The organism is Gaetbulibacter jejuensis (genome assembly GCF_039524015.1).
GTDB classification, from domain to species: domain Bacteria; phylum Bacteroidota; class Bacteroidia; order Flavobacteriales; family Flavobacteriaceae; genus Gaetbulibacter_B; species Gaetbulibacter_B jejuensis.
The window spans coordinates 1-16,353 of record NZ_BAAAGF010000005.1; the positions used below are offsets into that span (position 1 = coordinate 1).

A 16,353-nucleotide genomic window follows, 5' to 3' on the forward strand; every position below is an offset into this window, starting at 1 on the left:
TCAACGTTCCCGTTTTTAGCGGCTGCAAATATACAACCTATTTTTTCTTTATCGCAAACTTTTTTTTACTTTTTTTTAATGTTTTTCTTGAAAAATTTCGCCCAACCTATAAACCAATACTTTACATATAATATTCTTATCATTTATACTTCCTGAAAAACTACATTAAACTAAAATACACACTTTAAACATATATATACATAAACTTAAAACACACAAAATAACTCTACACTATTAATCTCTATTAACTATATGTACAGTATAGGTGTAATAAAAGTTTATAAAAAGAAGTTCCACACAATACCAAATCTTACTGTGAAGTCTCGGTATGGATAGTTGGGAGCCGAGTAATAATTATAACCTGTCAAAGCTGAGTTAAAATGTTCTGCTTTTAAATAGATTCTTGTTTGACGAACTTTTGCATTGATAAAAAAGTCTAGCCTTGGAAAGTTTCCTATTTTAGTATTGTTTTGAACGTAAAATTCTGCAAGTACTGGATCATAAGCATTCATATTGTATTCGGAGAAATAATTAAATATGACTCCTGTTTGTAAATAGAGTGCTTTTTTAAAGAAGTGATTAGAATAGTATAGTGTATTCCTAGTTATTATTTTTGGTACATTTAATATGTTTTCTCCATTTAGTACTTCTTGATACATGATGGTGTTGTCTAATGCAAATTTCCCATACTTAATTTCTTTATTAAGTTTTAATCTAAAATAATTAATTGAGGAATTAGCTTGATATGGTTTTACAAACGTAGTGTCAGTTTCTTTTTGAAAATAGGTGTAATTATCAATTATAGTATAATCAAAAGAAAGGTTTGCAATTTTTTTAGACTGTAATTGAAAAGCTATTTGTTGTGTATTAATATTTTTAAATAAGCTAGTGTTATCCCAATTATAGTTTAAATAGTCGCTTTGGTATAATTGAAAGTTATAATTTGGTGCTCTAGAACTTGAATTGAATGTTGCTAAAGCTTTAGTATTGTCATTAATTTTATAGGAGGCTTTAGCTTTAAAAAAGTTTCCCTCAAAATCTCCAGAAACGTTAACCCCTAGTTCTCCTTCTATACTAAACTTGTTGAAAGATTTATTATATGCTCCTCCTATAGATAAAACATCTCCTTTGATCCTATTAGTGATACTATTGTCATCTAAAAACACAACTGTATCATATCCATAGTTAAAATTATTGTAATCGAGATTTAATCTTAAATGACCAATATCTTTATTATGATAACTTGCATAAAACCTATTGTAGAAATCTTCTAAAGTTACTTTGTCATTAATACTACTGCTTAAAAAAGCGTCACCAAAATAATCGTTTTGGGTAGTTTGTGTAAATTGGTAATATTTATCTTCAAAAGAAATATTATTACCGATTATTAGGGTATTATTAGCTAATGAGTCTTGAGCTTTGGTGATTTGGTATTGGTGCTCTAGATGAAACCTCTTACCTTCTAGTATGCTTTCAGCATTTTCAAAATTTGGATCAAATACAGAACGGTCTAAAAACTCTTCATCTCCAGTTTCAAAATTTACTAAGTCTTCATCTTGCAAACCTCCATTTTCTTGGTTCATTAAATCTTGCATGACAATGTGAGCTCTAACCTTGTATCTACTATTTTTTGTAGTGTAATTGGTAGTAAACCTAAAATTACCAGTACTTGTTAATATGTGCTGGTATTTTCCTAACGAACGAAGTCCTTTGTATGCAATAGAAAAATTTAGTTGTTCAGAAGTATTAACTGTAAAGAAGGCGTCTAATAGTTGACCTTGTTCAAAAGCAGATTTATAAAGAAGTTCTGTAAAAGGGGTTGGAACGTGATAATAATTAATATCTTCAATTTCCATATAATTAAAATGTCTTGCTCTTGCTCCAAAAAGAGGCATTGTTCTCTCTGAGTAAAAATTAGAACTTAATGTATTATATGTCTGTCCAAGATTTGAAAAGTTAAGTAACTCAAAGTTATCCTTTCTTAAATAATTAAACTTATACTCCTTTTTAATTGTTAAAGTAGTATCAACAATAGTGGTGTCGTTTTCAAAAGATATTATTTTATATAAGTCAATTGTGGCATCTTGGTTCTTTATATTTTTATTAGAAGTACTCTTATTTGAACTTCGCATTGTATCATTGACAACTTGATTTCTCTTTAATGCAGCTTTATCAACAGAAATTTCTTGAGCTAATCCTTTTAAACTAAAAAAAAATAATACAATACAAAGAAGGTTTTTCATATGCTTTTGATATACTTGATGCAAAAGTAAATATTTAAAACGAGAATTATAGGTGAATATTATGTATAAAAAAACCCACTTTAAAAGTGGGTTTTTATAAAATATGATTTGTATTTACTGCTTAATAAGCTTGATTACAGCTTCATAATTAGTAGCACAACCAGAATCTGGTTCAAAATCTAAAATATTTACAGTTACTTCAGAATCGTCTGCAGAATCATATGCTCCTGGTGTAGAACCAGTAGATTGACCGATACTACCATTACCACAACCTAATGTACCATTACCTGGTTGAATAGTTCCAGAAACAAATACATTACCACATATTAAGTCTAATGTCATGAAATAAGGAGAATCGAAAGATCCTGGAGCGTATACATAATTAAATGTACGCGTGTTAGCATCTGCAGTTATGTCAACAATTTGATTACCTCCAAAAGCAGAACCGATACCAAAAGGAGCCGTTCCTGATATTTGTTGCATCATGTAAGAACCAGTTAAGAAATCAGAATCTACTGGACATGATCTAAAAATTGACAAATTGAATTGACTTCTAGCTAAAACACTAGTTTCCTCAACACTGTCTAAATTAAGCTTTAATGAGCTACCCGCTAAAGTAGTTCCTGCATAAATACCTGTTACAGTAAAAGTTCCTACAACAGAACCAGCTGGAATTACTAGGTTACTAAGATTAATGCTATAGTCTACACCACTTTGAGCTGTTGATGAAGGATCTACAGAAACTACATATGATCTATCTGTTGCTTGAGCTTCAGATATACCTACTGTAACTGTGTATACTGCAGGAGCCTCTTCTTCAACTAAAAGTGTTCCACTATTTCCTGGCACAAAATATGCTACAGGAGTTCTATTATCTAAATAGCTTGTATCATCATCTGTACTATCACAAGATACAAACCCAATAAATGTTAATAGAACTAAACTTATTTTTAATATTTTCTTCATAATAATAGTGTTAAATTAAATGTTATTGAGGAGTATAAACTGAAACTCCATTTTCTCCATAACCTGTACAATACCAAGATAATGTAATCACACCTGTTCCTGAATCAACAGAATTAGTTCCACCATCTAATGGAATAATATCACCCCATGGATCAGTTTGACCTTCCCAACTTATATTTCCACAGAAATCTGTAAAAACTAATGTGTTATCTGCCGCATCTGTTCCATATGCACCAGCATAAGGACCTTCGCTATACAATCCACCAGAGAAATCAGATACAGAATAAACACCAGCATCAACTTCAGTAATATCAGCATCTATTGTACTTGGATTATAATCTGGTAAAAAGTCATGATAACCATAAGTAGTAGTTACAGAATAAGAACCTGATAAATCAGACTCACATTGCTTAAAGATATCTAAGCTATAAGAATTACTAAAACCTGCTACTTCAGCATTTTCAGAATCTAAGTTTAATATTAAACGTGTTCCGTCAGGATCTGCACCATCGTAAAGACCTTCTATAACTAATGAACCAGAGTACTCTCCAGCAGCAATAGTAATTGAGTTAGTCATTAAATTAAAATCAACACCTTCTTGTGCAGTTGATTCTGCATCAACAGATACAGAGAAAGATCGTGCAGCATCACTCAAATTAGTTGCAACTAATACAACTTCTTTAGTCGCTCCAGCAGTTGGAACTAATAATGAAGAAGTAGTTGCTCCATCAAAATATACAACACTGTTACCAGTATATTGGTGTACGTTATCATCTTCATCACATGATACTAATACCATTGACAAAAGAATGACTGATAAATAAAATATTTTTTTCATTGCTTTGATTTTTATAATTAGTATCCTGGGTTTTGCTCCATGTTAGGATTTACATCAATTTCACTTTTTGGAATAGGTAATTGAAATCTGTGATCAGAAGCAGTAAGTGTTAAGAATAATGGAGGTGTTCCTGTTCCATCAAAAAACTCACCAGCATTAGTTCTGTTGATAGGTAAACCTTGTCTCTTAACGTCAAAGAAACGGTGACCTTCAAAAGCTAACTCAAGTCTTCTTTCTAACTGAATAGCATCTTTAAGTGCTTGTCCAGTTTCTCCACCACTAACAAAACCAGCATATCTGTTAGATCTTACTAAATCTAATGCAGCCAAAGCAGCACCATCTTGTCCTGTCATTGACGCTAAAGCTTCTGCTTTGTTTAATTGAACTTCAGCAGCTCTAATTACCTTAGAGTCTACTACACCTGAACCAGTGTTAACAGAGCTAGATAAATACTTTGCTACGTGGTTGTAAATTCCAGTAGAACCAAATGGACTAGTATCAATATAAGCAAATCTACGGATGTCAGATGGCTGATATAAGTTGTTTAATCCAAATTCAACAACGTACTCAGAATAAATTCCGTCAGTTAATGTTTGACTGTATGGTACTCCTGTTGACACATTAGTATCAGCATCGAAGTTTTTTAATTCAAAAAGCACACCGTCATCACTTGAATCATCCCAAATACTTGGAAAGTTTGCAGTTGTACTAACACTTGCAGTAACTTGATTAGCTGCAGTTACAACATCTGGCATATTTCCTGCATATAAATGAACTCTAGATAATAATCCATATACAGCATTTCTGTTAAATCTTTCAATACCATTTTCAGAGCTAATTTGATTAGCTGCTGTTTGTAAATCAGTTATGATATTATCATAAACTTCGCTAACTGTATTTCTAGCCGGTGTTTGACGAATATCAGAACTAGTTAAGTAAGGCATACCTAAAGCGCTCCCTGCATCAGCAGATTGTGTTGGTATTTTACCAAATAAATTACATAGGTTAAAATGAGATAATGCTCTACCAGCTAAAGCTTGTGCCCTAATATTATTTTTTTGACTTCCTTCTTCAAGTCTGTCAATATTTTCTAAAATAAAATTAGCTTGTTGAATCACTCTGTATGCTTGAGCCATAAAAGCTCCTTGTGTAGCATTTGCATTATATCTCCACTCGTATGTTACTCTTTGAGTTTGTCTCCCATCTGGGTTATAAATCAAATTGTCTGTTAATACGTCTGGAAAAGACATAAAGTTAGCTCCATAATAGTTTGCTGACTCCATTTGAGTATACATACCATTAATGGCGTTCTCAAAATCAGCTGGTGTTACAAGAGCAACCTCTGCACCTGTAGAACCATAAGGATTCAAATCTAATCTTTCATCGCAAGAGAAAAAGATTAAACTTAATGTTAACAAATAAATATATTTTTTCATATCAAATATTTTTTAAAATTTTAAATCGATTCCTAAAGATAGGTTTCTTGTTGTAGGGTAACTGTAAAGTGAGAACTCCCCAGGAATTACATTAGTTCCTTGTGTTTCACCTGAACCAATACCAACTTCTGGATCACCTTTATAGTGAGGTGCATATGTCCATAAGTTAGTTCCAGAAACATAAATTCTTAAAGCATCGATTGACATTTTTTCTGTGAACTTACTAGGAAGATTATATCCTAACTGTAAACTTCTTAATCTAATGTAATCACCTTTTTGTAAAAATCTATCAGATGTTTGATTAGTGTCATTATTTGGTCTAGGAAGTACGTTAGTGTCACCAGGAGTTGTCCAATAGTTAAATGCATCTACTCTTTGGTTTGAATTAGCATTATCACCATCACTTAACATATTCATTTCCATTAAGTTATAAATATAGTTACCTTGCTTGAAATAAAAGTTAGCAGATAAATCCCATCCTTTATAATCTAAAGTTGTGCTAATGCTTCCGTCTAATTCTGCAAATGGAGACTTACCAGACAATGCTACTTCATTACCTGCAGCTTCATTAGTAATATTACCATCAGTATCATAATATAAAGCATCACCATTTGCTGGATTCACTCCTGCATATCTAGGAATGTAGAATGTGTTAACTTCTTCTCCAACTCTAAGAATTGTGTAATAGTTAGAAGTAGTAAATAAATCCTCACCTGTGTTAGTTAACTTAGTAACTTCATTATCATAAAGGTTTAAGTTACCAGATACTGTCCATCTAAAGTCTTGGTTACGGATAATATCAGCTGATAATTCAAATTCCCAACCTTTATTAACCATTTCACCAAGGTTACCTGTAACTGCATATCCACCAGTTGTAAACGGTAATTGCTCGTTAAGTAATAATTCAGAAGTCGTTCTGTTATAATAATCGATTAAACCTCTTACTCTGTTTTTAAATAAACCAAACTCAACACCTACACCGTAGTTAAAGTTCTCCTCCCAACTTAAGTTAGGATCACCAATGTTAAAAGGAACGATACCATTAAGTCCATTGTTATAAGCTACAGGACCATAAGTGGTAATTGAAGCATAACGTCCAATTTGGTCGTTACCAGAAGTACCAGCTGATGCTCTTAACTTTAAGTTGCTTATTATGTCGTTATTTGCTAAAAACTCTTCGTTTGAGATATTCCAAGCAACACTACCACTGAAGAATGTACCGTATTTTGTATTCTTACCAAATCGAGATGAACCATCTCGTCTAATAGTACCTGTAACGATATATCTATCATCGTAGTTATAATCAACGTTTCCTGCAACAGAGAATATTGAGTACTCTGAACGTGCTCCAGCTACTGCAAAAGGAGTTGCTGCTGCATCTAAAACAGATGGTCCTCCTACAGTGAACCCTTGTCCATTAGCAGAATAAGATCTGAAGTTATTAGCAATATATTCAGTTAATGCAGTAACTTCTAAATTGTGTACTTCATTAAATGTATTGTTATACGTTAACTTGTTTAACCAAGTATATGTGAAGTCAAAGCTTCCATTATCAGTTTTACTACCTGTAGGAACTCCTCCGTTAACAATTAAATCTAAAACAGATCCTGGTTGTAAGTAGTTTTCTCTTCTATATTGTTCGTAAACACCTGAACCTTGAGTTCTAAATGTTAAGTTATCATGTAATCTTAAATCTAAGAATAAGTTACCAATCACACGATTGTAGAATCTTGAAGATATATTTTGAGTAAGCTCAGCAAGAACAGGATAACCTGCAGAAGTTGCGTTAAACTGTGGCTGACCGTTAGCATCTAAAATTAAATTACCTGCATCATCCTGTACATATACAGTTTCATAAGGATTGTAATCATAAATAGCTCTAAATGGGTTTTGAACGTTATTTCTATCTCTTGGATCTGTAGTCTCAATAGATGAGAAAGATAAACTTGTTCCAATTGTTGCCCACTCTTTAGCATCATAGTCAACGTTTAAACGACCAGAAAGTCTGTTGTAAGCGTCTAAAGTTTCAATAATACCAGTATCTTCATCATATCCTAATGAGAAGAAATATCTAGTTTTATCTTCTCCACCTTGTGCAGAAAAACTAATAGATTGTACAACACCATCTTGTAATAAATCATCTTCCCAGTTGTGCCCTAAAGCAACTAAACGATTATACTCTGCATCAGAACTAATAGAAGAACCTTCACCTACGTTTAAACCGTAAGCTCCTAATTCTCTTTCATACTGAAGTTTTTGAGCTGCATTCATCATTTCAAAATTGTCTTTAAGTCTTCTGTTAAATCCAATTCTTGAGTTAATTCTAAAAACAGCATCTTTGTCTTTACCACCTCTTTTAGTTGTGATAAGTACAACACCATTACCACCACGAGCACCATAAATAGATGTAGAAGCAGCATCTTTAAGAACACTGATACTTTCAATCTCGTTAGGGTTAATAGCATTTACATCTTCTTCGTTAATCTGAGCACCATCCACAATATATAATGGTTGGTTACCAGCGTTAATTGATCCAATACCACGAACACGTATAAATGCCGTTTGACCAGGCTTACCGTTCTGAGCTGTTACTTGAACACCAGATGCCTGACCCTGAAGCATATTATCAATACTTACAGAAGGTGCAATTCTTTCAAGGTCTTCAGAAGTTACGTTTGATACTGCTGAAGTTAATTGATCTCTAGATTTCGTATTGAAACCTACAACAACAACTTCTTGTAATACCGCAACATCTTCTTCCATTGATAAATTAATAGTATTACTTGCTCCTACTTTTAATTCGGTAGTTTTCATACTTACAAAAGAAAAGACCAAAGTTTCTCCAACATTAGCTTGAATAGAATAATTTCCATCAAAATCTGTTTGAACTCCTCTAGTAGTTCCTTTTACAATTACATTTACACCAGGCAATGGCAAACCATCTGCTGCTGATGTAACTGTTCCAGTGATAGTCTTCTCTTGTGCAAAAGAAAACTGCATCACAAACGCCATAAATAGCGTCATTAACCATGTTAACTTTAATTTCATAAAACAATTATTTGAGTTAGTCTAGCGCAAACATCTTAATAATATATTAAATATCCAAGTGTTTCTCATAAAAAAATGTTAACAAAACCACCATGAAACTTAATGTTTTAGCAATTTTAACATTTACATTAAGTTTTTAGCATTTTTAATTTTTATTTGATTTCTTTCTAATGTTTTATTTTTAACAAAAATTTACTTTTGAGTCTTATACACACCTTTTCAAAACATACTCTTGAATGTGGAACTGACGAAGCAGGCAGAGGCTGTCTAGCTGGTCCTGTTACAGCTGCTGCTGTTATACTTCCTAAATCATTTAAAAACTCATTACTTAACGATTCTAAACAGCTATCTCACAAAAATCGTTTTAAACTTAAGTCTATTATAGAACAAGAAGCTCTTGCTTTATGCTATACTCATGTTTGGCAAGATGAGATTGATAAAATCAATATATTAAATGCGTCTATTTTAGCAATGCACAAATCTATTGAAGGTCTAAGCATAGAACCAGAATTTATAATTGTTGATGGTAACAAGTTTAAACCTTATAATAGTATTCCTCATGAAACCATTATAAAAGGAGATAGTAAATACCTTAGTATTGCTGCTGCTTCAATAATTGCTAAAACCGAAAGAGACTTGTACATGGAGCAAATACATGAAGAATTCCCTCAATACAATTGGGCACAAAACAAAGGATACCCAACAAAACAGCATAGAGAAGCTTTAAAAAAATATGGTATAACAAAGTACCATAGAACCTCGTTTAGATTATTACCCGAACAATTAAAATTAGACTTATAACTTTTTATATTTGCAAAAACCCTCTTAATGAAACACCTATTTGCATTTTTTATGTTTGCTGTATTATTTTCAAGTTGTGACAACAACAGTAATAAAGCAAAGAAACTTGTTGATCTTATTCCTAGCAATGCTACTCTTGTTATAAAATCAAAAAACATTGAAGGTTTAAAAAGCGGACTAAAAAGCAATACGTTAATCGATAAGCTCTCTAGTTATTCTGAATTTAAAAATTTAGAGCAAAACTTCAAACCGCTAGTTTATTTCAATCCAAACAGCGAAGTTTTAATTTGCCTTAGTAAAGATGCTAACGATAGTTTAGAATTTTCTGTTATTAGCAGATTTCATAAAGATATTTTTAAAACCGACTCTATTCCGAATATAATTTCAGAAACGGTTTCATCAAAAACTAAATCTATAACTAAGTCTACTATTAACAATAAGATTATTTACAGCACAATTGTTGATAGTATTTTTATTGCATCCAACAGACTTAAGACTTTAGAGTCCTCTATTGAAAACAACAATACTGTTGATGACGAGTTTAGAAAAATTTACTCAACAACCGACAACTCTAAAACCTTTTCAATAATTTCAAAATCTAAAGGGCAACACTACTTCCCTAAAGCTTTTGTTTCTGACTCCTTAAACAATTTACAGTTTAGCAATTATTTAATGTTAGATGTTGATGTATTGCAAGACGATATTTTAAGCAACGGAATTACAAAAGCAACCGACTCATCACAAAGCTTAATAAACAGTTTTAAAGGTACATTTCCGCAAGAAAATTTGATTAGTAAAATTAGTCCAAAAGATACTGATGCTTTTGTGAGTTATACGTTTAATGATATTAAAATTTTTAAAGAGAATTTAGATAAATTCAAACCTAAAGATTCTACTGAAATTGAAACCGAAATTTTTGACAATATTATAGAGGTTGGCACACTATATTCTAACAATAAAACAGCAGTGTTTTTCAACTCATTAGACCCAACCACAACTGCTGCTAATTTAGACACTTCTAATCCTATTGAAACCTATAGAGACATTGATATTTACGAGTTTAAATCGCCAGAATTAATCAGCAATTATTTCTCGCCTTTAATCACCAATTCTTCGGCTTCGAATTATGTAAAAATTGAGGACTTTTTTGTGTTTTCAAATGACATTGATTTTTTAAAAGAAATCATTTCAAATTATCAAAATAACACTACGCTTTTTGAACAGGATCATTACAGTCGTATCATGCAAAATTTAAGCGACGAAGCTTCTATTTTAATCTACGGAAATGCTTCAAGACTTAACACTGTTTTAAACACCAATTTTTCAGAAGAAAAAACCCTAGACTTATCAGGTTATCAATCGTCTGCAATTCAATATATTTATGACACCGATTTTGCGCATGTAAACGCCATCATTAAAAAGCATAAAGCAAAGCGTATTTCCAATAGTATTTCTGAAGAAACCACGATTACTTTAGAAGATGATTTACTTACCAATCCGCAACTAGTTACCAACCATACCAACAATCAAAAAGACATTGTTGTACAAGATGTAAAAAACAATCTTTACCTCATTTCTAACGATGGTAAAATTTATTGGAAAAAACAGCTAGAAGGAAAAATACTTGGTACTATTGAGCAAATTGATAGCTATAAAAACGGTAGACTTCAACTGGTATTTGCTACTTCAAACAGAGTTTATGTTTTAGATAGAAATGGTAAAGACGTTTCTGGTTTTCCGTTGAAGTTTAATGACCAAATAACGCAACCGCTTTCAGTATTTGACTATGATAAAAAGAAAAACTACCGTTTGCTGGTTACGCAAGGCAAATCGCTTTTAATGTATGATAAAGACGGAAAAATAGTTAAAGGCTTTACGTATAAAAAAGCACCAAGCACTATCAATACACAACCGCAACATTTTAGAATTGGAAACAAAGATTATATTGTGTTTTCACAAGGTGAAAAACTCGAAATCCTAGACAGAACAGGAAAAACAAGAGTTAAAGTAAGTACTGATATCGATTTTTCAAACAACAATATTTACCTATACAACAACAAATTTACCACTACAACAAACAATGGTGTTTTAATACAAATTGACCAAAATGGTAAATTTAGCAGTGCTAATCTTAATTTAAAAGAAAACCATAAGCTTACCACAACCAGTAAGACCTTAGTTACTTTGTCTGAAAATAAACTAGACATAAAATCTAAAACGGTTGAGCTAGATTATGGCGAATACACTGAGCCACAAATTTTCTACATTTACGATAAGATTTATGTCACCACTACCGATCTTCAATCCAAGAAAATTTACTTGTTTGACAGTCAAGCAAAATCCATAGCCAATTTCCCTATTTATGGTAATTCAGCTATTGTATTGGATAATATTGATAAAGACCGAAATCTTGAAGTGATAACTAAAGGCGACACCAATAGCATTATTTTGTATCAAATCAATTAATTAGCGTCATTTTCTTTGTATATAAAAATCAATTTTGTACTTTTAAAAACGCTATTAATCAATCAATTACAATACAATTTTTCAAACACCTTTTATTAACTATACAGCGGACAATCCTCATGTAGGAGATGATTTGTTATGAGATTATAGCAACCAAATCTCAAGTCCCTGAGTCTTCATTGCGCCAAAGGAAACTTTGGCGCTTTTTGTTTAAAATAGCTCTAATTTTAGTACTATTGTATCCTTAAAAAAATACTATGATAAAGCGCAACAAAGCATCTATTTCAAAATGCATCTTACATAAAGTCGGTAATAAGTTCAACAGCACAAAAAATGCGTTTTCTGAGCAACTTATAGATTTTGACGAAGTTAGCTACGACCTTATTGTACCTTATCTTTTAAGGCCTTTTACTAGCGTAGCCGAAACCTACAGGTTCAATCATCATTCTAATATTGAGCTTAACGAAATCAACACCTATTCGTCTCAATTACTTAACGATGACAGCAACTTTATTGAAGTATCAAAACACATTGTTACACATTTGTTTGAGCAAAGTAATTCTGCACAAATAAAAACAGGAGATGTTATTGTGTGCATGCTTCATGATATACAGTATGAAGACTATGTGTGTGACGCTGTTGGTATTTTTAAAATTGAAAACAAAGCGCATTTTTTTCAAACCTATTTAGAAAACAATAGCTACGATATTATTGTACAAAAAGGTATAGCCACCAAAAAGGTTGATAAAGGCTGCATAATACTTAATACTGCTGACACCGAAGGCAAAATTGTGCTAAGTGTGGACAACAATAACTACGACACGCAATACTGGATTAAAAGCTTTTTAAACGTTAAATATCCTGACGACTCTAACCAGCACACTAAAAATTATATCGAAATGTGTCGTGAGTTCTCTAAAGATGTAATGCAACCACAGTTTGGAGGTCAAGAGCAAAGTAACTTTTTAGCTAAAACGGTTGACTTTTTTAAGGAAAACGAAATTATAAACGTTGAAACCTTTAAAGAAGATGTCTTTGAAGACGAAGATAGAATACAGCTTTTTGAAGACTACAAGAAAACCTATGAAAGCGACCACAACCTTGTGCTGAGAAACCAGTTTGATGTCTCTGAGGTCGTACTTAAAAAGCAAAAACAAAAAATAAAAACCGAAATAAAGCTAGACACTAACATACAAATAAAGCTAGATGTTGATGCACCTGATGCCTCTGCCGAATATTTAGAAAGAGGTTATGACGAAGCTAAAAAAATGCACTATTACAAAGTGTTTTTTAACGAAGAAGGCTAAGCTTGACTTTGTGAAAATTTTCAGCTAACTTAGTCTAACGGTCGATATAGATTATTAAAACAGTACATATCTTTCTAAAGTTGTAAATGAACAAAATAAAGAATGTATAGAGAATTTAAGTTTAAAAAAGGTAAAGTCTTATTTGGACTGATTTTTTATGTACTACTGCTTTTAATATTCATTTCTTTTTTAATAAATCCTGAAATTTATATTAGGAAAGTTTTTATGACCGAAAGAAGTATTATAATAATTGGGATAATTGGAATTATATATTCATCTTCTGTACTATATTCCTTTATTATACTACTCTCAAGGAAGTATTCCATAAAAATTACGGAGGAATTTTTAATTGACAATTCAAAGTATGAATCATTGGGAAAAATAGAATGGAAAGATATTTCTAAAATACAAAGGTTTAAGAAAAACAATATAGAGTTGACTCTGAATAGAGATATCCTTAAAAATAAAAATTTACTGAAAAGATTTCTGACTTTTATGCATAATTGGAATTACAATAAAAGCATTCTCATTTCAAGCGCTTTAACTGATTGTAACACTGAAGAACTTTTTGTAACAATTTCAGGAGCTTATGAAAGAAATAAATTGAAATGAAAAAACCACACACAATAATGTATAACCGCAATTTATTCATAGCTTATTACAAAGCGCTTTTTCAACAAAGAAAACTAAACATGGCTTTATAAAGTTGTAACCAATTTGACAAATGAAACGTATACTATTCGGAATTGGAATAATTTTGTTCATCGGCATTTTAATTTTACGATGTGATATTCCAATGTCAAAAAGTAGTGTTGTCGGAGTTTATGCAAATACAAATTACGGAAATGAACCTTGCTGTTTGGAATCACCACAAAAAGCAGATACTCTGACTTTAAAATCTGACGGAACATTTTCAAGCGGATATTACGGCAATGGAACTTATAAAGTTAGTTACGGAATTTTGACAACTGAAATTGATTTAACTTATGAATATGAAATGGGAAAAGCAGGACATAGCACATACTTCAGTAATAAAATCTATGAGAAACCGAAAATAATCCTGAATTACGACTTGAATCACTACTATGAGAAAGTGGAATAAAAAACCGGTTGCAACAATTTATGATCGTTAGACGAAACTTCTAAAAACACTGTTTTATTATCTTCTTCATTAACAACAAACAAGCACCCTTTTTAACTTCTATTTCAACACTAAAAAACACCCTACTACAAAGTACTTTTCAACAAAAAAGACTAAACTTGTCTTAATTAAAATTTTCAGCTAACTTCGTCTAACGGTCGATATAGATTTTCAAAACAATCCATATCTTTATAAAGTTGGCTTTAATTTTGGAATGAAATTTGAAAAAACAATTTATATTAATGGTAGGGTTTTTGCCTGCTAAAGTGTCTTATAGAAGAATTAATAAAATCAAATAAAATGAAAACCTCAAATTTTAAACTACTTACAATTTTTACTGCAATGGTATTATTTGTCGTAACATTTACGTCTTGTTCTGATGACGACGGATCAACAGCTAATATAACTGTTAACGAAGGACCATCAGGCGACATTGGTGGCGATTTTACTGGAAATGGAGGAAATTCCTCCCGAACAATTAGTTGGACTAATAATTTAGCAACAGCTGACTATAATGCTGACATAACTGCTACTGCAACCGGAACATTTAATATGGTAGTTGCTGATTCCGAAGGAACTGTAGTACTTGACAGAACTTTGAATGGTGGAACTGAACCTGACAGTATTGACGGAGTTACACAAGCAGGAGAACCTGGAGAATGGACTGTTACAATAACAATTACTTCATTCAATGGAAACGGAAGTTATTCTTTAAGTGCTGGAAACTAATAAAGTATTGGAAAGGCTGTCTGAATTGATAGCCTTTTCTATTTGAAAATATATAAAAACTACAGCCAACAATGGCTATAATTCATTGCTTGTTATCGCCTACTTCTAAAAAAACACCTTTTTATTGTCTCCTTCTTTAACAACAAGCAAGTACCCTTTTTAACTTCTATTTCAACCCTAAAAACCACTATTACCCTGAAAACATTAGTGTTATATTAACAAAAAATAATGGTGCTTTTTAGTATATTCGTATTTCAAATTGTATATTTTGAGAAATCAATAAAAAAACAATAAATAACACTAATTCAATACTTTACATTATGAAATCAATTCTTATTTTATTTTTAGCACTTTTTTCGTTTAGTATTCAAGCTCAAGACACTGTTAAAGAAGGAGACGTTTTGCTTATTGGTAAAGCTAGTGGCGAAACCTACTCACATGTAGATTTTCCACGTCTAAACACTTTAGTAAAAAGAGGTAGTGTAGCGTCTTACAAAAATGTAGTTGGTGAATTGGCAGTAGTGGAATCTGTAACTAAAAACAAAGACAACACTGTAAAAATCACTTTGAAATTAAAAAGCGGAAAGAAGTTTTTTAACTATTTAAACTCAGTTTCTGCCGATTATGATAAAGCTATAGCTTCAGGCGAGCTTAAGCAAGCAGCATATTAAACTGTAACCGTATTTAGTTCTGCCTCAAATAGAGTTGAAAAATGTTTTAATAATTTTTCCTTCACTTGAGGCATACTTATACGCTCTACGCCCAACTCTACATTAAGCGACGTTACAGCTTTTCCTCTTATACCACATGGTATAATGTTATCAAAATAGCCTAAATCGGCATTGACGTTAAGTGCAAAACCATGCATAGTTACCCAACGACTCGCTCTTACTCCCATTGCGCAAATTTTTCTTGCAAATGGCGTACCTACATCCAACCAAACACCTGTTTCTCCAGGACTACGCTCTGCTTTTAAACCGTATTCGGCAAGCGTAAGAATAATCATTTCTTCTAGTAATCTCAGGTATTTATGAATATCGGTAAAAAAGTTGTCTAAATCCAAAATAGGATAGCCAACAATTTGACCTGGTCCATGATAGGTAATATCTCCTCCTCTGTTTATTTTATAAAACGTAGCCCCTTTGTCTTTTAGCTGCTCCTCGTTTAAAAGAAGGTTAGACATATCACCACTTTTCCCTAAGGTGTACACATGAGGATGCTCTACAAACAAAAAATAATTGCTTGTAGGCTCGTTAGTAGCTTCTCTTCTATTGCGAATCTTTAGGTCTAAAATGCTTTTAAAAAGCGCTTCTTGGTAATCCCAAGTGTCTTTATAGTCTTTTAAACCTAAGTCTTGTATGTCTATTGTTTTGTTCAA

13 protein-coding genes are annotated in these 16,353 nt (G+C 31.9%); 7 read left to right on the plus strand and 6 right to left on the minus strand.

Annotated elements, in window-relative coordinates; all coding sequences use genetic code 11:
* Positions 1-278: 278 nt before the first annotated feature.
* The 5 genes from ABD011_RS14055 to ABD011_RS14075 all read right to left on the minus strand — a co-directional run bounded on the left by ABD011_RS14055 (position 279) and on the right by ABD011_RS14075 (position 8,531).
* Positions 279-2,243, minus strand: a complete 1,965-nt coding sequence (locus ABD011_RS14055; protein WP_343799267.1) for a putative porin — start codon at positions 2,241-2,243, stop codon at positions 279-281.
* 114 nt (positions 2,244-2,357) lie between these two features.
* Positions 2,358-3,209, minus strand: a complete 852-nt coding sequence (locus ABD011_RS14060) for a DUF4843 domain-containing protein (protein WP_343799269.1) — start codon at positions 3,207-3,209, stop codon at positions 2,358-2,360.
* 22 nt (positions 3,210-3,231) lie between these two features.
* A complete protein-coding gene (locus tag ABD011_RS14065) occupies positions 3,232-4,047 on the minus strand; it encodes a DUF4843 domain-containing protein (RefSeq protein ID WP_131508995.1) in 816 nt (271 codons plus the stop codon).
* A 17-nt stretch (positions 4,048-4,064) separates the two neighbouring features.
* Complete coding sequence (locus ABD011_RS14070; RefSeq protein ID WP_262733740.1) at positions 4,065-5,483, minus strand: RagB/SusD family nutrient uptake outer membrane protein; 1,419 nt, start codon at positions 5,481-5,483, stop codon at positions 4,065-4,067.
* A 12-nt stretch (positions 5,484-5,495) separates the two neighbouring features.
* Complete coding sequence (locus ABD011_RS14075) at positions 5,496-8,531, minus strand: SusC/RagA family TonB-linked outer membrane protein (RefSeq protein WP_129761004.1); 3,036 nt, start codon at positions 8,529-8,531, stop codon at positions 5,496-5,498.
* Positions 8,532-8,729: 198 nt separating this feature from the next.
* Here ABD011_RS14075 and ABD011_RS14080 point away from each other — a divergent pair, with 198 nt between their 5' ends.
* The 7 genes from ABD011_RS14080 to ABD011_RS14110 all read left to right on the plus strand — a co-directional run bounded on the left by ABD011_RS14080 (position 8,730) and on the right by ABD011_RS14110 (position 15,646).
* The gene (locus ABD011_RS14080; RefSeq protein ID WP_335977636.1) at positions 8,730-9,332 is read left to right on the plus strand and encodes a ribonuclease HII; all 603 of its coding nucleotides are present in this window, start codon (positions 8,730-8,732) and stop codon (positions 9,330-9,332) included.
* A gap of 27 nt (positions 9,333-9,359) precedes the next feature.
* The gene (locus tag ABD011_RS14085; protein WP_343799277.1) at positions 9,360-11,798 is read left to right on the plus strand and encodes a DUF3352 domain-containing protein; all 2,439 of its coding nucleotides are present in this window, start codon (positions 9,360-9,362) and stop codon (positions 11,796-11,798) included.
* A 257-nt stretch (positions 11,799-12,055) separates the two neighbouring features.
* Positions 12,056-13,105, plus strand: coding sequence for a nucleoid-associated protein (locus ABD011_RS14090; RefSeq protein WP_343799279.1), 1,050 nt, complete (start codon positions 12,056-12,058; stop codon positions 13,103-13,105).
* A 102-nt stretch (positions 13,106-13,207) separates the two neighbouring features.
* Positions 13,208-13,717, plus strand: a complete 510-nt coding sequence (locus tag ABD011_RS14095; RefSeq protein WP_343799281.1) for an STM3941 family protein — start codon at positions 13,208-13,210, stop codon at positions 13,715-13,717.
* 112 nt (positions 13,718-13,829) lie between these two features.
* Positions 13,830-14,207 (plus strand): hypothetical protein, encoded by a 378-nt coding sequence (locus ABD011_RS14100; RefSeq protein WP_343799282.1) that lies wholly within the window; start codon positions 13,830-13,832, stop codon positions 14,205-14,207.
* A gap of 339 nt (positions 14,208-14,546) precedes the next feature.
* Complete coding sequence (locus ABD011_RS14105; protein ID WP_343799284.1) at positions 14,547-14,975, plus strand: hypothetical protein; 429 nt, start codon at positions 14,547-14,549, stop codon at positions 14,973-14,975.
* 320 nt (positions 14,976-15,295) lie between these two features.
* On the plus strand, positions 15,296-15,646 hold the full coding sequence (locus tag ABD011_RS14110) for a hypothetical protein (RefSeq protein WP_343799286.1): 351 nt from the start codon (positions 15,296-15,298) through the stop codon (positions 15,644-15,646).
* Here the strand turns inward: ABD011_RS14110 and lipB are convergent.
* Entirely contained in the window at positions 15,643-16,353 is a 711-nt protein-coding gene (gene lipB / locus ABD011_RS14115; RefSeq protein ID WP_343799288.1) for a lipoyl(octanoyl) transferase LipB, read from the minus strand. The genes ABD011_RS14110 and lipB overlap by 4 nt on opposite strands.